We start from the raw sequence: 18910 nt of genomic DNA, 5'->3' as shown, positions 1-18910 counted from the left end.
CTGTGCTCCACTACTTCGCTGTCGTTCGCTGAACTTCCGGCGCCGGGCACGGACGTGCCCTCTCCATCGTCCTCCGGCCCCCCGCGATCGGGAATCCCGCACACCACTCTGACTGTCATCACGTTCCGTGATAGCCACGGGTAGCCTGGGAGGCGTGTACGACCCCTCCCACCTTCGTACGTTCCTCGCGGTGGCCCAGACGCTCAGCTTCACGCGGGCCGCCCGCCGGCTCGGCCTGCGCCAGTCGACCGTCAGCCAGCACGTACGCCGTCTGGAGGACGCCACGGGACGGCCGCTGTTCAGCCGGGACACCCACTCCGTGGAGCTCACCGAGGACGGCGAGGCGATGCTCGGCTTCGCCCGCCGGATCCTGGAGGTGCACGAGCAGGCGTCGGCGTTCTTCACCGGCACCCGGCTGCGCGGCCGGCTCCGCTTCGGCGCCTCCGAGGACTTCGTGCTGACCCGGCTGCCGGAGATCCTGGAGGGCTTCCGGTACGAGCACCCCGAGGTCGACCTGGAGCTGACGGTCGAGCTCTCGGGCACCCTGCACGAGCAGCTGGCCGCCGGAAAACTGGACCTGGTGCTCGCCAAGCGACGGCCCGAGGATCCACGGGGCGAACTGGTCTGGCACGACCGGCTGGTGTGGATCGGCGCGGAGCGGCTCCGCCTGGAGCCGGAACGTCCGGTGCCGTTGATCGTTTTTCCACCGCCGGGCATCACCAGGGCCCTTGCGCTGGAGGCGTTGGAGAGGCAGGGGCGTGAGTGGCGGATCGTGTGCACCAGCGGCAGCCTCAACGGGCTGATCGCCGCGGCGCGGGCCGGGCTCGGGGTGATGGCGCACTCGCGGGGGCTGATTCCGCCGGGGCTGGTGCGGGTGCCCGAGCGGTTCGGGCTGCCGGAACTGGGGCGGGTCGACTTCGTGCTGGTCCATGGGCGGCGGCGTACGGCCGCGCAGGGGGCGGCGGATGCGTTGGCAGGGGCGATCCTCGCGGGCGGGGATCGGCTGCACCGGCGATGAGCACGATGCCGGGGACCGATTGCGGCTGCGGGCATGTCGTGGCCGGTCGCGCCCACGCGGCGGAGCCGCATATCGATACAGTCCCGCGCCCCTTGGCGGCGGTTCAGCGCGGCCGCATCTGATACGTCAGCTGCTTCACCCGCCGCAGGAACACCGACGACTCCACGTGCTGTACTCCGTTCAGCCGGCCGAGCGGGCCGCTGAGGTAGGCGTACAGGTCGGCCGAGTTTCTGACGACCGCGGTCGCGAGGATGTTGCAGGGGCCCGCGGTCGCCGCGGCGTGGGCGATCGGTTCGTGGGTGGCGAGGGCCTCGCCGACGGACGTCAGGGCGGCCGGGGTGGTGGTGATCCACAGCATCGCGGCGAACGGATAGCCGATGGTCTCGGACAGGTACTCCACGTCGATGTACACCGCCCCGGACGCCAGCAGCGCGGCGAGGCGGCGCTTCACGGCGGACTCCGAGCGGCCGGTGGCACGCTGGAGCTCGGGGTAGGTGGCACGTCCGTCGCGTTCCAGGGCCGCCAGCAGGGGCTCGTCGTCCGGGGCGATACGGGCGGGACCCGGCTCGGCAGGGACCTCGGGCCGCAGCGCCGCGACCTGGTCGTCCGTGAGCACCCGAAACTTGCGGAGCCAGCCGCTCGGTCCGCCGTAGAAGCGGTGCAGCATCTGGTGGGCCCGGATCTCCAGGACACGCGGGGTGCGAGGGAGCTTGCCCAGCAGGAGGTCGTCGCGGTCGCCGGGGCTGCGCGGCCGGGTGCCGAAGATGACCTCGGTACCGCCGGAGGCGATGCCGATCCAGCTGGTGTCGGGCCGCTTGGCGAGGGCGTCCGCGATGGCCTGGGCGCTGTCCGGGACACAGCGCAGCCTGAGCGTCCACTGGTCCTGGCCCAGTCGCTCGGCGTCGCGCACGGCGACCACCCTGAGGCCGCCCTCGGCGCACAGCCTGCGGTAGCGGCGCGCGACGGTCTGGTCGGAGACGCCGAGCACCTCCCCGAGCCGGGCGAAGGACGCCCGGGCGTTCGCCTCCAGCGCGTCGAGCAGTTTCAGATCGAGCTCGTCGAAGATGTCGGATTCCATCTTCACAACAGCATCCCCTGTCGGATTCCGGCGATCAGATGCCTTGTGCGGCCTCGATCGGCCTGGTGACGCCCATCGTACGCAGTCATACGCATCCCACGAGCGAGGAGTTGAGGACATGCGTACTTGGGGGCCGCTCACGGCCGTGTGCCTGGGCACGTTCATGTTGTTGCTGGACGTGACGATCGCGATCGTCGCGCTGCCGGACATGGCGCGGGCACTGGACGCGTCGCTGAGTGATCTGCAGTGGGTGATGGACGGGTACGCGCTGGCGCTGGCCGCGCTGCTGCTCGGGGCGGGGGCCGCCGCCGATGTGCTGGGGCGGCGGCGCGTCCATGTCGCGGGTGTCGTCGTCTTCGCGGCGGCGTCGCTGCTGTGCGGGCTCGCGTCCGGGCCGGAGATGCTGGTCGGCGCCCGGCTGCTGCAGGGCGTCGGCGCGGCGGCCGTGTTCGCCACGACGCTGCCGCTGCTCGGCTCCGTCTACCAGGGCAAGCGGCGCTCGATCGCGCTCGGTGTGTGGGGCGCGGTCAGCGGGGCGGCGGCCGCGGTGGGGCCGGTCGCCGGCGGGCTGCTCACCGACGGGCCGGGCTGGCGGTGGATCTTCTACGTCAATCTGCCGGTGAGCGTGGTCGCGGTGTGGCTGACGCTGCGGGTGGTGCCGGAGTCACGGGGTGCTCGCGGGCGCCGGATCGACTGGGCGGGCACGCTGATGTTCGCGGCGTTCGCGGGAGCGGTGACGTACGGGGCCGTGCGGGCCGGGAGCCATGGGTGGGGCGCGTCCGGGACCCTGGCGTGGTTCGCGGCGGCGGTCCTGGCACTGGTCGGCTTCGTGCTGGTCGAGCGGCGTGTCGCCCATCCGCTGCTGGATCCGCGGCTGTTCCTGAAGCCCGCGTTCGCCGGGGTGATGGCGGGTGCGCTCGCCTTCAACGCGGCGGCGTTCAGCGCGCTGGCGTATGCCTCGATCTGGTTGCAGACCCTGCTGGGGATGAGCCCGGTCCGCGGCGGTCTGGTGTTCCTGTGGCTGTCGCTCGCCTCGTTCGTTGTCGCCGCGGCCGGCGGTCGGCTGCTGCACGGGGTGCCGGCGCGGTTCACCATCGGGGGCGGGCTGCTGCTGATCGGCGCGGGCGAGTACTGCATGGCGGTCCTGGACGCCGGGTCGACGGCGAGCGCCCTGATACCCGGGCTGGTGCTGGTCGGCGTCGGGACGGGGCTGGTCGCGCCCGGTATCGCGGGCGCCGCGCTGGCCGCCGTACCGCAGGACCGGGCGGGCATGGCGGGCGGTGCGGTGAACACCTTCCGGCAGCTCGGGTATGCGCTGGGCATCGCCCTGTACGGCACGGTGCTGACCTCGCGGATGGCGGACACGCTGCCGCGGGAGGCGGCCCATGCCCTGGCGGGCGGTGGCGCCGGTGCGCTGCGGAGCGTGTTCGGCGAGGAGACGTTGCGCGGCGCCTTCGCCGAGGGACTGAATTCGGTCGCGGTGGCGGCGGGCTCGACGGCCGTGGTAGCCGGGGTTGTGGTGCTCGCCCTGGTGAAAAGGCGGCCCGCCGGACAAACCGGAGTGACGGATTCGGCCACGCGTACGCTGACAGAGGAGACGACGACACGCTAGGAATGACATGATCGAAAGGGCTGGAAACGCGTAATCGGGTCGTACAGATTCGGTGGAGATTACGGGTCCGAAACTTACTCAACCGTCAGTTTTCTGTCCGACCCTTCCCCATGTGAGCGCATTTTCCTGCCCTGACCAGTGCGTACCTGAGCACCCGTCGATTTCCGACCCCCTCCCGCCTCAAGGGCGGGTGGGGTAGCTTTCACGGCGCTGAGCGGAGCTTCAGCCGAGGCGATCGGAGCGGGGAGCGGGGTTTGCGCGAGTTCACCAACCCTCCGTTGGCGTTGGCACCGCCGGTGGGCGGCCTGGCCGACGTCGTCTTCGAACATGCCCAGGACGACCCGTTGTATGTCGCCCTCGGCCGCAAGGATGACAGCGGGCAGTGGCGGGACGTCACCGCCGCCGAGTTCCGGGACGAGGTGCTCGCCCTGGCCAAGGGCCTGCTCGCCCAGGGCATCCGGTTCGGCGACCGGGTCGCGATCATGTCCCGTACCCGGTACGAGTGGACGCTCTTCGACTTCGCACTGTGGACGATCGGCGCCCAGGTCGTGCCGATCTACCCGACCTCCTCGGCCGAGCAGTGCTTCTGGGCGCTGTACGACGCCGAGTGCTCGGCGGCGATCGTGGAGCACGAGGACCACGCGATGACGATCGCCACCGTCATCGACCGGCTCCCCCGGCTGCACCAGCTCTGGCAGCTGGACTCGGGCGCCGTGCAGGAGCTGTACGACGCCGGAGCGCACCTCGATGACGAGGTGGTCCACCGCCACCGGCAGGCGGTCACCCCCGACTCCGTGGCGACGATCATCTACACCTCGGGGACGACGGGCCGCCCCAAGGGCTGTGTCATCTCGCACGGCAACTTCATGTACGAGGCGGACACCGTCATCGAGCGCTGGGAGCCGGTGTTCCACTCGAAGAAGGGCGACGAGGCGGCGACCCTGCTGTTCCTGCCGCTGGCGCACGTCTTCGGGCGGATGGTGCAGGTCGCCGCGATCCGCGGCCGGGTGCGTTTCGGCCATCAGCCGCAGATGAACGCGGCCGCGCTGCTGCCCGACCTCGCCGCGTTCAAGCCGACGTTCTTCCTCGCCGTGCCGTACATCTTCGAGAAGGTCTTCAACGCCGCCCGCCGCAAGGCCGAGAAGGAGGGCAGGTCCGGCGCCTTCGAGAAGGCCGTCGAGGTCTCCGTGAAGTACGCGGACGCCATGGAGGCCAAGGCGTGGGGCATCGGCCCCGGCCCCTCGGCCGGTCTGCGGATGCAGCACCAGCTCTTCGACAAACTCGTCTACTCCAAGATGCGCGCGGCGATGGGCGGCCGCATCAAGCAGGCGATGACCGGCGGTTCGGCCATGGACCGACGGCTCGGCCTGTTCTTCGCGGGCGCCGGCATCCATGTCTACGAGGGGTACGGCCTCACCGAGTCCACGGCGGCCGCGACCGCCAACCCGCCCTACCGCACCCGCTACGGCACCGTCGGCCAGCCCATCCCGGGCATGACCGTGCACATCGCGGACGACGGCGAGATCTGGCTGCACGGCGCCAACGTCTTCCAGGGCTACCTCAACAACCAGAAGGCCACCGACGCGGCCCTGCACGACGGCTGGCTCGCCACCGGCGACCTGGGCTCGCTCGACGAGGACGGCTACCTCACCATCACCGGCCGCAAGAAGGAGATCCTGGTCACGTCCGGTGGCAAGAGTGTCTCGCCGGGTGTGCTGGAGGAGCGGGTCCGCGACCATCCGCTGGTCGCCCAGTGCATCGTCGTGGGCAACGACCGCCCGTACATCGCGGCCCTGGTCACCCTCGACCAGGAGGCCGTGGAGCACTGGCTGATGATGCGCGACAAGCCCCCGCTGACACCGGCCGAGCTGGTCCGCGACGCCGACCTGGAGACCGAGGTGCGGCGCGCCGTCGTCGCCGCCAACACCCTTGTCTCACAGGCCGAGTCGATCCGTACGTTCCGTATCCTCGCGCAGCCGTTCACCGAGGAGCACGGCCTGCTCACGCCGTCGCTGAAGCTGAAGCGCAAGGCGATCGAGAGCGCTTACTCCAACGAGGTCGAGGCGCTTTACCGGGCGTAATGGTTGTTTCCGGTGGATTCTCCGGTCAGGAATGCATAACGGCCCGTGATCGTTGACGATGGGGAGTACCACCTGACGACAACCGTAAGGATCAAGAGCTCGTGAGCAGCAAGGTCCCCCCGATCATCCTCAACAACGGCGTCGAGATGCCCCAGCTGGGCTTCGGCGTCTGGCAGGTGCCGGACGACGAGGCGGAGCAGGCGGTCGCCACGGCGCTTGAGGCCGGGTACCGCAGCATCGACACAGCGGCGATCTACGGCAACGAAGAGGGCACCGGCAAGGCCATCGCCGCCTCCGGCGTGGCCCGCGAGGATCTCTTCGTCACCACCAAGCTCTGGAACCGCGACCAGGGGTACGACTCGACGCTGCGTGCCTTCGACGTCTCGCTGGAGAAGCTGGGGCTCGACTACATCGACCTGTACCTCATCCACTGGCCGCTGCCGGCCCGGGGCACGTACGTAGACACCTACAAGGCGTTCGAGAAGCTCCACGCCGACGGCCGTATCCGCGCCATCGGTGTCTCCAACTTCCTTCCGGAGCACCTTCAGCGGCTCATCGCCGAGACGTCGGTCATCCCGGCGGTCAACCAGATCGAGCTGCACCCGCACCTGCAGCAGCACGCCTCCCGTGAGTTCCACGCCGAGCAGGGCATCGCCACCGAGGCCTGGTCGCCGCTCGGCCAGGGCAAGGGTCTGCTGGAGGTCCCGGCGATCGTGGCCATCGCGCAGAAGCACGGCCGCACCCCGGCCCAGATCGTGCTGCGCTGGCACCTCCAGCTGGGCAACGTCGTGATCCCGAAGTCCGTGACGCCGTCGCGGATCAAGGAGAACATCGAGGTCTTCGACTTCAGCCTGGACGACGAGGACCTCGCGGCGATCAGCGCGCTGAACGAGGACCGGCGCATCGGCCCGGACCCGGCCACCTTCGACCTGGCCTGACACCCGGGTCCGCCGTGGCCTGACACCGATTCGGCACGACCGTCCGCCCGCCGCTCGACTTCCCGAGCGGCGGGCGGACGTGCAGGGGAGGCGTGTGAGGGATACGCGCAACGGACCGTCTCACTCGCCGCGCACGTCGGTGTGGACGACCTCGAACTCCTCCAGCCCGGTCACGGTCACATGCGCCTTGGCCGCACCCTCGTGACGGGCCGCGGCCTGGCCCGAGCGGGACGCCGCCAGGGCGGCCTGGTCGACGAACATGACGCCGACCATCCCGCGCCCGCGTTCCCGGTCGACCAGCAGGGACGCTCTGACCAGGCCCGTCAGGGTCTCGATGCGGGGAATCACCGTCCCCCGGAACGTGTCGGCGAGCAGGTCCGTGTCCCTGGGATCGAACTCCAGCCTGGTCAGCCGTAGTCCGCCGCCCGAGCGCGGCTGCTGGACCTGATGGAAGACCACCGCCTCGTAGTTGTCGACCGCCAGTGTCCCCGCGAACGGATCCAGCATCGCCGCCCGCCGCTCACGCAGCACCTCGTCGCTGTTGCGCCGGGCCTGCTCCGTCTCCCACCAGCTCGCCGCGAGCAGTTTCCCGAGTGTCCGGTCCACGAAGACACTCGCTCCGCGGTAGCCCGGACGGTCCTCCAGCAAGTCCCTTCCCTCTGTGTTCATTGCCCTGATGGCCGTGTCGATCTTTGCGGGATCGCCGGTCGCGTAAATGGCGCGTACGAACATGACACCTCCCAGAAAGCAGGCGAATGTCCCAAATCTTCGGCACGACCAGTCTTCTACTGAGGTGATGACGCCGCAATCAATGCAGGTAAGGAAACCTTACTAATACATTCCAGACAGATCCTGACAGAAGGGTTTCCTCACAGTGCGTTTCCGACCACTGACCCTCACCACGGCCTCCGGCGCCGCGCTGTTCGCCGCCTTGCTCCTCCCCGCGAGCGCCTCCGGCCACCCCCAACCACCGCCCTTCGGGGAGATGTCGGTCAGCGCGGCCGACCTGCTCGCGAAGGTGACGTCCTGCTCACAGGTCTCGAACGGCAAGTACCGCGCCGACGAGGGCTCGTCGGCCGCCGTCCCGGTCTGCGGCAAGGACGGCGCCGTCTTCTGGAAGGCCGACCTGGACATCGACTGCGACGGTCAGCGCACCGACAAGTGCAATGAGAACACCGACCCGTGGTTCCTGCCGGACACGGCGTTCCACCAGTCCGACGGCAAGCCGCTGCGCTCCGACACCCTGCCGTACGTCGTCGTCCCCAGCGTCAGCGATACGTGGGACCACTCCGCGGCGGGCATCAAGGGAGGCAGCGTGGCCGCCGTCATCCACGACGACCGGCTCGTGTACGCCGTCGTCGGTGACACCGGCCCCAAGCAGATCATCGGCGAGGCCTCCTACGCCACCGCCGAGTCCCTCGGCCTCGACCCGGACCCGGCGACCGGCGGCACCGGCTCCGGCGTGACGTACATCCTCTTCAAGAACTCCCGGGTCTCGCCCATCGAGAGCCGCAGTGCGGCGGCCTCGTTGGGCGAGCAGTTGGCGAAGGAGTTCATCCAGGGCAACTGAGTCCGGGGGTCCGTACGTCAGTTGGGCTGTCCGAGCGGCCGTACGACGACGGTGTTGATGTCCACGCCGTCGGGCTGCCGGACGGCCCACACGACCGAGTCGGCGATCTGGTCGGCGGTCAGCAGATGCCCAGGCGGCAGGCTGCCGTGGCTGTCCCAGAACGGTGTCTCCACGCGGCCGGGCGCGATCAGGGTCACGCCGATGCCCCAATCGGTGACCTGCCGCCGGGTGTTCTCGGCGAGCCCGGTCACCGCCCACTTCGTCGCCCCGTAGATGTTGCCCGGCCCGTGCACGAATCCGGCGACGCTGCCGACGAGGACGATCCGGCCGCGGGATTCCCTGAGGGCGTCGACGGAGGCGCGGATCAGCAGGGCCGGGCCGAGGACGTTGGTCAGCACCATCTCGGTCCAGCCGGACGGGTCACCTTCGGCGACCGTGTCATGGGTGGCGAAACCGGCGTTGGCGACGACCGTGTCCAGCCGGCCGAAGGCCTTGAGTGTCGTGTCGACGGCCTGCTGTACGTCCCCGTACTCGGCCGTGTTGCCGACGATCGTCAACAGGCCGTCCGGGTTGCCGAGTTCGTCGGCGAAGCCACGCAGCCGTTCCTCTCCGCGGCCGGTGACGGCGACCCGGTACCCGGCGTCCAGCAGTCGCCGCGCGACCGCCGCGCCGATGCCGCTGCCGCCGCCGGTGATGAGTGCGGCCGGAGAGCCGGTCGTGATGGATCCGGTCATGGTGATCCCCCTGTCTTTCGTTCGGACGCCGGGGAGTCCATCACTTGGAGAACTCTCGAAGTCAAGACCCGCAGGCGGCCCGGTAGGCGTTGGAAGGGAGACAGCGGCGCCATTCGCTCTCCGCGAGGCCCCGTTGTGCGCGCACGAAGACGACGGTCACTTCGTCCGCACCGCCGTGTACACCGTCTGCACCGCCAGCACGAACACGTCCGGCCGGTGGTGCACGCTCGCCTTGTCGTCCGGGTCGAGGAGGCGGTCGAGGGTCGCCCGGTCCTCGGCGTCGAGCCGGTCACCGAGACCCTCGCGGGTGCGGGACAGCTGGGCTGCGATGTAGGCGCGGGCCCGGTCCGTGGTCGGGGCGGGCAGGTCGAGGAGGAAACTGCGGGTACCGGAGGGCCTGAGGCCGACGGCGCTGAGCAGCGCGGGCCAGTCCTCGGTCTCGGCGACGCTGCCGGGCAGGTCCGCCCGCATCGCCGCGAACCACTCCGCCTCCAGGGCGTCGAGTCGGGCCTGCAGCCCGGGCCGCCCGAAGCCGATGTCGCGCGGCAGGAACCGGGCCGGGAGGCCGCCCTCCTGCAGGGCCAGCGTGCCGCCGTGCGCGAGGCGGTCCGCGAAGGCGGCGAGGGCGGCTCGCTGGTCGCCGAGGTGGTGCAGGCTGCGGCCGGCCCACAGCAGATCGGCGGGGTAGTCCAAGTCGCCGAGGACGTCCGGGAGTTCACCGGCGAGGGTGCCGAAGCGGTCGGCGACACCGAGCCGCTCGGCGCGCGCCCGGGCCCGCTCCAGAAGCGGTTCGGAACCGTCGACGGCGACGATCCGGGCGCCGGGGAACGTGTCGGCGAGCAGACAGGCGATCACGCCGGGCCCGCTGCCCACGTCGACGATCAGCCCCGGCTCGGTCTGCCGTTTGGCCAGCCAGGCCAGGGCGTGTTCGTACAGGGGCGTGAACAACTCCGCCTGCGCCTCCAGCAGCGGGGCCATCTCGTTCCAGTCGATGTCGCCGTGGTCGTGGTGGTGACCGGCATGCTGATGACCGGCGTGGTGGTCGTCTCCGTGATCGTGGTGCGCCATGCTCGTCAGCCTCTCCTTCGGATGAGGCCAGCGTGCTCCGACGCACCGTCGTGGGGCCACTGTCCTTGCCGTAACGGCAAAACACGAGCGCAAAAAATTGGGATGCGGACCGCACGGCCGGTCGCCCACGATGACCCGATGGACGACGAGATGGTGAAGCGCTTCCTCGAAGACGGGTTCGTGAAGATCGAGGGTGCCTTTCCGCCCCGTGTCGCCGAGCACTGCGCCCGGCTGCTGTGGCGTGAGACCGGGTACGACCGGGAGGATCCGGGGACCTGGAAGGACCCCGTGCACTGGGTGTACGACATGGCGCAGGGCCCGTTCGCGGCCGCGGTGAACACACCCGTGCTGCACGAGGCCTTCGATGTGCTGGTGGGTGAGGACCGCTGGCAGTCCCGCTACTCGCTGGGCAGTTTCCCGTTGCGGTTTCCGCACGAGGAGGAACCGGCCGACGCGGGCTGGCACATCGAGGCCAGCTACGTTCCCGAGGGCGCCGAGCACCCGCACACGAACGTGCACTCGAAGGGCCGTGCACTACTGATGCTGTTCCTGTTCAGCGAGGTCACCGAGGACGACGCGCCGACCCGCATCCGGGTCGGCTCCCATCTCGACGTACCCCAGATCCTGGAACCGTACGGCGAGGGGGGCGCCTCCTTCCTGGAGCTGGGCCCGAAGGTCGCCGAGGCCTCCGCCCACCGCCCGCTCGCCCACGCCACCGGCAACCCCGGCGACGTCTACCTCTGCCACCCCTTCCTGGTCCACGCCGCCCAGCCCCACCACGGCACCCGACCCCGCTTCATGGCCCAGCCGCCCCTGCACACGGCGGTGCCGCTGGAGCTGGAGCGCCCCGACGGCAGCTATTCAGCGGTGGAGTTCGCAATCCGCCGAGGCCTGGTCAAAGAGAACTGACCAACCCCGGCGGACTGGATGCCCTCTAGGGGCGCGGGGAACTGCGCGACCAGCCACAACGATCCCGCAGTCGCAGCCATCGCACTACGACAACGGCGGATACGCGTTCTGCATCAGCTGCTGGAACTGGGCCGAGAACCAGTGGCCGGACAGCGGGGAGTTCGGCAGGGCGCCGGACATGTTGTTGTTGTTGCGCGGGTTGCCCGTGTAGGTCGGGTCGCACATCCGGTCGAAGCCCTTGCCCTCGTCGTTCGGGATGGCGCTGCTGGCGCCGTCGGACTCGCCCGGAGGCTTCATCCAGACGTACGCGTCGATTCCGGTCGCCGGGTTGGCCTGCGGACGCTCGCCGAGGCCCGCGCCCGACTGGTTGCACCAGTTGCCGACGTGGATGCGCCGGTCGATACGGCCGCCGCTGACGTACGTGTCGACATCGGTCGTCGCACCCGGGCCGGTGGGCCGTGCGGAGCCGCCCCAGCCGTTCCTCGACGTGTCGATCAGCATGCCGACGCCCGAGGGGAAGCCCTGGCTCACGGCCTCCTGGCGGAAGGCCTGGGCGTAGGAGAGCTCGTCGACGTACCGGTTCCAGTCCACCCACTTCGACTCGCGCACGGACTTGCCGTTCACGGAGTCGCTGATGGTGAAGTACTGCTCCTTCAGGGCGCTGTAGTTGGCCGTGTTGGTGATGAAGCCGGCCACGTCGCCCACGGTGGCGCCCTCGGCGGTCGCGGCCTGCTTGAGCGTCTGGACGGTGGCCGAGAAGTTGTCGTCCCAGCCGAGCCAGCCGTGGTGCCCGGCGTCCACGTAGTTGTAGACGTTCGGGACGTCACCGAGTTTGCCCAGCGCGTAGCCGACGCCCTTGGTGTAGTTGCCGTTGGCCTTCATCGTGTCGCAGTTCGGCGTGGCGGTGGGCCGCGGCGTGACGTTGGTGACGAGGTTCGGCAGCGAGTCGAGCTCGACGGTGTTGACGATCCGCAGCGAGGCGTACTTGGGGTCGGCGAGGATCGCGGCGATCGGGTCGATGTACTGCGTCTTGTACTTGTCGATCTCCGTCGGGCCGAGCTCACCGTTGGAGGCGAGAGCGGAGCAGTCGCGGCCCGGCAGGTTGTAGATCACCAGCTGGACGACGAGCTCGCCGCTGCCCTTCTGCTTGAGGGCCTCGTCGAGGTGGGCGCGCAGGCCCATGCCGCCGTTCACGCCGTTGATGGCGGCGGTCCGGTCCAACCACACCCCGGTGGGCTGGTTGGAGATCCGGCTGCCGCCCGGCTCGGCGGCGGCATGCGCGGACCACTCCGGGTTCACGTACACCTTGGCGCCGGAGTACGGGTTGTCGACCTTGGGGCCGGTCGGGCCGGGGTCCGGCGGATCCGTCGGGCCACCGCTGCCGTCGTCGACGTTGCAGGTCACGCCGTCGAGGGTGAAGGTGGCCGGGATGGCGTTGGTGCCGCTGTAGGAGCCCTGGAAGCCGAAGCTGACCGAACCGCCCGTTGCCAGCGCGCCGTTGTAGGTCTCGTTGGCGGCGGTGACCGCGGCGCCGCTCTGGCTGATCCTGGCGTTCCAGCCGCTGGTGACCTTCTGGTTCCCGGCGTACGACCACTTCACCGACCAGTTCGACCTGGCGGAGCCCTGGTTGGTGACCGTGACGGCGGCGGTGAAGCCGGTGTCCCACTGGTTCTGCACCTTGTAGTCGACGGTGCAGGGGACGGCGGCCGGTCCGATCGCGTCGGGGTCCGCGGCGAGCGCGGTCCCCGAGGCCCCGGCGACCAGCGTCAGGGCAGCGAGCATCGCTGTTCTGGTACGACTCATGAGTGGGGGTTCCTTCTTGGTTGCGGGTGCTGACGGTCCGTCCGTGCAGGGCGCGCAAGAGGCAAGGAGGAGGTGCCGACGACGGCTAAAAGTACTGAACGCGGGGGGTGTCGCATGAGCGACTCCTTGCAGATCAGGCGCGCCGTGACGGACGCGTCGACTGATGGAATCGCTCCCACTGGTGTCACCGAAGTTAGCGCCAAGTGACGGCAAAGGACAGAGCAGCTACTGACTTTTGCTCAACTGAATTCATCGAATCTTTTCGACTCTTCAAGCGTCTTGACCCCTTGCACCCCCGTCATCACTATGGGAGCGCTCCCACTGGTTCAAGCCTTGACTTCTCCGAGCCGCAAGGAGGAACCAGCACGTGCATCCCCCACGCAGACGCAGAACCGTACGACGGTTCTGGACGGCCGCCGTCGCGGCCCTGGCGCTCCCCTTGGCGATGCTGAGCTCGGGATCAACTCCCGCTCAGGCAGCGGCCGTTCAGTGCAGCGTCGACTACAAGACCAATGACTGGGGCTCCGGCTTCACCGCGGATCTGACGATCACCAACCGGGGCACGGACGTCATCGACGGCTGGACCCTGACGTACAGCTACGCGGGCAACCAGAAGCTCGGCAACGGCTGGAACGGCACCTGGTCGCAGTCCGGTCAGGCGGTCACGGTCAAGGACGCCGGCCACAACGGCCGGATCGCCGCCGGCGCCGCGGTCACCACCGGTGCGCAGTTCACCTACAGCGGCAGCAACGCCGCCCCCACGAACTTCGCCATCAACGGCACCAGTTGCGCAGGCGCCCACCAACCCCCCATCACCGTGCTGACCAGCCCGGCGGCGGGCGCCGTCTACTCGCAGGGCGACGCCGTCCCGCTCGCGGCCACCGCCGCGGCCGCGGACAGCGCGACGATCAGCAAGATGGAGTTCTACGACGACACCACGCTGCTGGGCACGGACACGACGGCGCCGTACTCGCTCTCGGTCTCCAGCTTGACCGTGGGCAGTCATTCGCTGCTCGCGAAGGCGTACGACAGCCTGGGCGCGTCCGCGGAGTCCACGCCGGTCGGCATCACGGTCGCCTCGGGTCCCGCCGTGGTCGCCTCGCCGACCCAACTCCCGGTCCAGCAGGGCAAGTCGGCGACGTACGACGTCAAGCTGTCGACCCGGCCGTCGGCCGACGTCACCGTCACCACCGCCCGCACGAGCGGCAACTCGGGCCTGTCGGTGACCGGCGGCGCCTCACTCACCTTCACGCCCTCGAACTGGAACACCGCGCAGAAGGTGACCATCACCGCGGGCTCCTCCGGCACCGGATCGGCCGCCTTCGAGTCGACGGCCACCGGGCATGCGAAGGCCACGGTCACCGCCACCCAGATCGCGGCGACGAAGGCGTACGACGCCCGCTTCCTGGAGCTGTACGGCAAGATCACCAACCCGGCGAACGGCTACTTCTCGCCCGAGGGAATCCCCTACCACTCGGTCGAGACACTGATCGTCGAGGCGCCGGACCACGGGCACGAGACCACGTCGGAGGCGTACAGCTATCTGCTGTGGCTCCAGGCCATGTACGGCAAGGTGAGCGGCGACTGGTCGAAGTTCAACGGCGCCTGGGATCTGATGGAGAAGTACATGATCCCGACCCACGCCGACCAGCCGACCAACTCCTTCTACAACGCATCGAAGCCGGCGACCTACGCGCCCGAGCTGGACACCCCGAACGAGTATCCGGCGAAGCTCGACTCGTCGGTCTCGGTCGGCTCGGACCCGATCGCCGGTGAGCTGAAGAGCGCGTACGGCACCGACGACGTCTACGGCATGCACTGGCTGCAGGACGTCGACAACGTCTACGGGTACGGCAACTCGCCGGGCAAGTGCGAGGCCGGGCCGAGCGACACGGGGCCGTCGTACATCAACACCTTCCAGCGCGGCGCGCAGGAGTCGGTGTGGGAGACGGTGCCGCAGCCGACCTGCGACCAGTTCAAGTACGGCGGCAAGAACGGCTACCTGGACCTGTTCACGGGTGACGCGTCGTACGCCAAGCAGTGGAAGTTCACCAACGCCCCCGACGCCGACGCCCGTGCGGTGCAGGCCGCGTACTGGGCCGACAAGTGGGCCGACGAGCAGGGCAAGGGCGGCCAGATCTCCGCGACCGTGGCCAAGGCCGCGAAGATGGGCGACTATCTGCGCTACGCGATGTACGACAAGTACTTCAAGAAGATCGGCAACTGCGTCGGCCCGTCCACCTGCCCGGCCGGCACCGGCAAGGACGCCTCGGCGTACCTGCTGTCCTGGTACTACGCCTGGGGCGGCGCCACCGACACCTCGGCGGGCTGGGCCTGGCGCATCGGCTCCAGCCACTCCCACAGCGGCTACCAGAACCCCCTGGCCGCGTACGCCCTGAGCTCCTACGCCGACCTGAAGCCCAAGTCGGCGACGGGCCAGGCCGACTGGGGCAAGTCGCTCACGCGGCAGCTGGAGTTCTACCGCTGGCTGCAGTCCGACGAGGGCGCGATCGCGGGCGGTGCGACCAACAGCTGGGCGGGCCGGTACGCGACCCCGCCGGCCGGGAAGTCGACGTTCTACGGCATGTACTACGACGAGCAGCCCGTCTACCACGACCCGCCGTCCAACCAGTGGTTCGGCTTCCAGGCGTGGTCGATGGAGCGGGTCGCCGAGTACTACCAGCAGACGGGGAACGCCTCCGCGAAGGCGATCCTCGACAAGTGGGTCAAGTGGGCGCTGTCCAAGACCACGATCAACCCGGACGGTACCTACCAGATCCCCGCGACACTCCAGTGGTCGGGCCAGCCCGACACCTGGAACGCCTCAAGTCCCGGTGCCAACAGCGGACTGCACGTCACCGTCGCCGACTACACCAACGACGTCGGTGTGGCGGCCGCGTACGCCAAGACCCTGACGTACTACGCCGACCGCTCCGGTGACACGCAGGCCGCCACCACGGCCAAGGCGCTCCTCGACGGCATGTGGAGCAACTACCAGGACGCCCTCGGCGTCGCCGTCCCGGAGAACCGCGCCGACTACAACCGCTTCGACGACGCGATCTACATCCCGTCCGGTTGGACCGGCACCATGCCGAACGGCGACGCGATCAGCTCGTCGTCGACCTTCGACTCGATCCGCTCGTTCTACGAGGACGACCCGGCCTGGTCGAAGATCGAGGCGTATCTCGCGGGCGGCGCGGTGCCGTCGTTCACGTATCACCGGTTCTGGGCCCAGGCGGACATCGCCCTGGCCATGGGCTCGTACGCGGAGCTGCTCGAATAGCCCCGCCCCGCTGAGGCTCTGCGTACAACGCCGGGCGGCCCCACCCGCACTGGGGGTCGCCCGGCACCTGTCGCATGGGGCAGAAAGCGCTTACTCCGCGCACTGCCTTCCGTATCCCCCACTCCGGAAAGGACCCGTCGTGCGAAGAACCCGCATCCTCACGGCCGTACTCGCACTCGCCGCCGGACTGCTCGCGGGCACCCCACCCGCACTCGCCGCCGACGCCCCGAAGGACGTGTCGATCGCCGCCGACACCTACACCTGGAAGAACGCCCGGATCGACGGCGGCGGCTTCGTCCCCGGCATCGTCTTCAACCGCAAGGAGAAGAACCTCGCCTACGCCCGGACCGACATCGGCGGCGCCTACCGCTGGCAGGAGGCGAGCAGGACCTGGACGCCGTTGCTGGACTCGGTCGGCTGGGACGACTGGGGGCACACGGGCGTGGTGAGCCTGGCGTCCGACTCCGTCGACCCGGACAAGGTGTACGCGGCAGTCGGGACGTACACCAACGGCTGGGACCCGAAGAACGGCGCGGTGATGCGCTCCGCCGACCGGGGCGCGAGCTGGCAGAAGACGGGACTGCCGTTCAAGCTGGGCGGCAACATGCCCGGCCGTGGCATGGGTGAGCGGCTGGCGGTGGACCCGAACCGCAACAGCGTGCTGTATCTGGGCGCGCCCAGCGGCAAGGGGCTGTGGCGGTCGACGGACTCCGGGGTGACCTGGTCGCAGGTCACCAACTTCCCGAACGTCGGCAACTACGTGCAGGATCCGAGCGACACCAGCGGGTACGCCAGCGACAACCAGGGCGTCGTCTGGGTCACCTTCGACGAGTCCACGGGCACCTCGGGCAACGCGACGAAGACGATCTACGTCGGGGTCGCCGACAAGGACAACGCCGTGTACCGGTCGACGGACGCGGGCGCGACCTGGTCGCGGGTCGCCGGGCAGCCGACGGGATACCTGGCGCACAAGGGCGTGCTGGACGCGACGAACGGCTACCTCTATCTCGCCTACAGCGACAAGGGCGGCCCGTACGACGGCGGCAAGGGCAGGCTGTGGCGGTACGCGACGGCGACCGGTACCTGGACGGACATCAGCCCGGTCGTCGAGGCCGACACCTACTACGGCTTCGCAGGCCTGACGGTCGACCGGCAGAAGCCCGGCACGGTGATGGCGACGGCGTACAGCTCCTGGTGGCCGGACACCCAGATCTTCCGCTCGACGGACAGCGGCGGCACCTGGACGAAGGCGTGGGACTACACGTCGTATCCCGACCGTGCCAACCGCTACACCATGGACGTCTCGTCCTCGCCGTGGCTGACCTGGGGCGCGAACCCGTCGCCGCCCGAGCAGACGCCGAAGCTGGGCTGGATGACGGAGGCGCTGGAGATCGACCCGTTCGACTCGAACCGGATGATGTACGGGACGGGTGCGACGGTCTACGGCACCGAGGATCTGACGAAGTGGGACAGCGGGAGTCAGTTCGCCATCAGGCCGATGGTGCAGGGGCTGGAGGAGACGGCGGTCAACGACCTGGCCTCTCCCCCGTCCGGTGCCCCGCTGCTCAGCGCCCTCGGCGACATCGGCGGCTTCCGGCACACGGACCTCACCAAGGTGCCGTCGATGATGTTCACACAGCCGAACTTCACCACGAGCACCAGCCTGGACTTCGCCGAGACGAACCCCGGCACCGTCGTCCGGGTCGGCGATCTCGACTCCGGCCCGCACATCGCGTTCTCGACGGACAACGGTGCCAACTGGTTCGCGGGGAGCGACCCTTCGGGCGTCAGCGGCGGCGGGACGGTCGCGGCGGCGGCGGACGACAGCCGGTTCGTGTGGAGCCCCGCCGGGACGGGCGTGCAGTACACCACGGGCTTCGGTTCGTCGTGGCAGGCGTCGAGCGGGATACCGGCCGGGGCGACCGTGGAGTCCGACCGCGCCGATCCGAAGACCTTCTACGGCTTCAAGTCCGGGACGTTCTATGTCAGTTCGGACGGCGGCGCGACCTTCACCGCGTCCTCGGCGACCGGGCTGCCGAGCGGGGACAGCGTCCGCTTCAAGGCGCTGCCCGGGGTGAAGGGCGACGTGTGGCTGGCCGGCGGTGCGACGGACGGGGCGTACGGTCTGTGGCACTCGACCGACGGGGGCGCGAGCTTCACAAAGCTCTCGGGCGTCGAGCAGGCCGACGCGATCGGCTTCGGCAAGGCGGCGCCGGGAGCGTCGTACCAGACCCTCTACACCAGCGCGAAGATCGGCGGCGTGCGCGGCATCTTCCGCTCCACGGACAAGGGCGCGAGCTGGACCCGTATCAACGACGACGCCCACCAGTGGGGTTGGACGGGCGCGGCGATCACGGGTGATCCGCGAGTGTACGGGCGGGTGTACGTGTCGACGAACGGCCGCGGGGTCGTCTACGGCGACTCCTCGGACGCGGGCGGCGGGGACGGAGGCGGTGGCGGTACCGACCCCGCGCCGACGCCGACCGGCGCCTGTGCGGTGACGTACAAGGTCACCAACCAGTGGTCGGGCGGCTTCCAGGCGGATGTGCAGTTGTCCAACACGGGCTCAACCGCCTGGAGCGGCTGGTCACTTGGCTGGTCCTTCGCGGAGGGGCAGCGGATCACCCAGCTGTGGAACGCCGAGCACACGCAGTCGGGATCGGCGGTGACCGCGAAGAACCTGGGCTGGAACGGGAACGTGGCGGCCGGGTCGTCCGTGAGCTTCGGGTTCACGGGCAGCTGGTCGGGGACGAACACGAAACCGTCCGCGTTCAGGCTGGGCGACCAGAGCTGCGCCGTGAGTTGAGCGCGGGCTG

General features: G+C 69.5%; 13 protein-coding genes. 8 read left to right on the top strand and 5 right to left on the bottom strand.

Annotated features, from left to right (window positions below; all coding sequences use genetic code 11):
* Positions 1-154 precede the first annotated feature (154 nt).
* Entirely contained in the window at positions 155-1018 is an 864-nt protein-coding gene (locus tag POF73_RS06155) for a LysR substrate-binding domain-containing protein (RefSeq protein ID WP_272113445.1), read from the top strand.
* Between the two features lie 103 nt (positions 1019-1121).
* Here POF73_RS06155 and POF73_RS06150 read toward each other — a convergent pair whose 3' ends face one another.
* Positions 1122-2102: an Lrp/AsnC family transcriptional regulator gene (locus POF73_RS06150; protein ID WP_272113444.1), complete on the bottom strand. Its 981-nt coding sequence runs from the start codon at positions 2100-2102 to the stop codon at positions 1122-1124.
* 112 nt (positions 2103-2214) lie between these two features.
* On the opposite strand from POF73_RS06150, the gene POF73_RS06145 reads away from it, so the two are divergent.
* The 3 genes from POF73_RS06145 to POF73_RS06135 all read left to right on the top strand — a co-directional run bounded on the left by POF73_RS06145 (position 2215) and on the right by POF73_RS06135 (position 6727).
* Positions 2215-3708, top strand: coding sequence for an MFS transporter (locus tag POF73_RS06145; RefSeq protein ID WP_272113443.1), 1494 nt, complete (start codon positions 2215-2217; stop codon positions 3706-3708).
* Between the two features lie 254 nt (positions 3709-3962).
* On the top strand, positions 3963-5789 hold the full coding sequence (locus tag POF73_RS06140; protein WP_272113442.1) for an AMP-dependent synthetase/ligase: 1827 nt from the start codon (positions 3963-3965) through the stop codon (positions 5787-5789).
* Positions 5790-5890: 101 nt separating this feature from the next.
* Positions 5891-6727 (top strand): aldo/keto reductase, encoded by an 837-nt coding sequence (locus tag POF73_RS06135; RefSeq protein WP_272113441.1) that lies wholly within the window; start codon positions 5891-5893, stop codon positions 6725-6727.
* 120 nt (positions 6728-6847) lie between these two features.
* Here POF73_RS06135 and POF73_RS06130 read toward each other — a convergent pair whose 3' ends face one another.
* The gene (locus POF73_RS06130) at positions 6848-7375 is read right to left on the bottom strand and encodes a hypothetical protein (RefSeq protein ID WP_272113440.1); all 528 of its coding nucleotides are present in this window, start codon (positions 7373-7375) and stop codon (positions 6848-6850) included.
* 226 nt (positions 7376-7601) lie between these two features.
* Between POF73_RS06130 and POF73_RS06125 the strand changes: the two genes are divergently transcribed.
* Positions 7602-8297, top strand: coding sequence for a glycoside hydrolase family 75 protein (locus POF73_RS06125; protein WP_272113439.1), 696 nt, complete (start codon positions 7602-7604; stop codon positions 8295-8297).
* 17 nt (positions 8298-8314) lie between these two features.
* On the opposite strand, the gene POF73_RS06120 is transcribed toward POF73_RS06125, so the two are convergent.
* Together POF73_RS06120 and POF73_RS06115 are read right to left on the bottom strand one after the other, a co-directional pair.
* On the bottom strand, positions 8315-9031 hold the full coding sequence (locus POF73_RS06120) for an SDR family oxidoreductase (protein WP_272113438.1): 717 nt from the start codon (positions 9029-9031) through the stop codon (positions 8315-8317).
* Positions 9032-9187: 156 nt separating this feature from the next.
* Positions 9188-10099: a class I SAM-dependent methyltransferase gene (locus POF73_RS06115; protein WP_272113437.1), complete on the bottom strand. Its 912-nt coding sequence runs from the start codon at positions 10097-10099 to the stop codon at positions 9188-9190.
* Positions 10100-10237: 138 nt separating this feature from the next.
* On the opposite strand from POF73_RS06115, the gene POF73_RS06110 reads away from it, so the two are divergent.
* Positions 10238-11008, top strand: a complete 771-nt coding sequence (locus tag POF73_RS06110; RefSeq protein ID WP_272113436.1) for a phytanoyl-CoA dioxygenase family protein — start codon at positions 10238-10240, stop codon at positions 11006-11008.
* An 84-nt stretch (positions 11009-11092) separates the two neighbouring features.
* Here the strand turns inward: POF73_RS06110 and POF73_RS06105 are convergent, their stop codons facing one another.
* On the bottom strand, positions 11093-12811 hold the full coding sequence (locus tag POF73_RS06105) for a glycoside hydrolase family 6 protein (RefSeq protein ID WP_272113435.1): 1719 nt from the start codon (positions 12809-12811) through the stop codon (positions 11093-11095).
* Between the two features lie 367 nt (positions 12812-13178).
* Here POF73_RS06105 and POF73_RS06100 point away from each other — a divergent pair, with 367 nt between their 5' ends.
* On the top strand, positions 13179-16094 hold the full coding sequence (locus POF73_RS06100) for a glycoside hydrolase family 48 protein (RefSeq protein WP_272113434.1): 2916 nt from the start codon (positions 13179-13181) through the stop codon (positions 16092-16094).
* 139 nt (positions 16095-16233) lie between these two features.
* Positions 16234-18900 carry a cellulose binding domain-containing protein gene (locus POF73_RS06095; RefSeq protein ID WP_272113433.1) on the top strand — a complete coding sequence of 889 codons (2667 nt, stop codon included), beginning with the start codon at positions 16234-16236 and terminating at the stop codon, positions 18898-18900.
* The last annotated feature ends 10 nt before the right edge of the window (positions 18901-18910 follow it).

Origin of the sequence: Streptomyces sp. HD (assembly GCF_028369295.1) — a bacterium.
Lineage (GTDB): Bacteria > Actinomycetota > Actinomycetes > Streptomycetales > Streptomycetaceae > Streptomyces.
The sequence above is the reverse complement of the archived record's forward strand: the minus strand, read 5'-3'. Positions and strand labels throughout refer to the sequence as shown.

What these genes read in the sequence shown, in the direction of transcription:
- POF73_RS06145 (WP_272113443.1), top strand. Translation starts at nt 2,215, where the DNA reads ATGCGTACTTGGGGGCCGCTCACGGCCGTGTGCCTGGGCACGTTCATG.
- POF73_RS06120 (WP_272113438.1), bottom strand. Translation starts at nt 9,031, where the DNA reads ATGACCGGATCCATCACGACCGGCTCTCCGGCCGCACTCATCACCGGC.
- POF73_RS06115 (WP_272113437.1), bottom strand. Translation starts at nt 10,099, where the DNA reads ATGGCGCACCACGATCACGGAGACGACCACCACGCCGGTCATCAGCAT.
- POF73_RS06110 (WP_272113436.1), top strand. Translation starts at nt 10,238, where the DNA reads ATGGACGACGAGATGGTGAAGCGCTTCCTCGAAGACGGGTTCGTGAAG.
- POF73_RS06105 (WP_272113435.1), bottom strand. Translation starts at nt 12,811, where the DNA reads ATGAGTCGTACCAGAACAGCGATGCTCGCTGCCCTGACGCTGGTCGCC.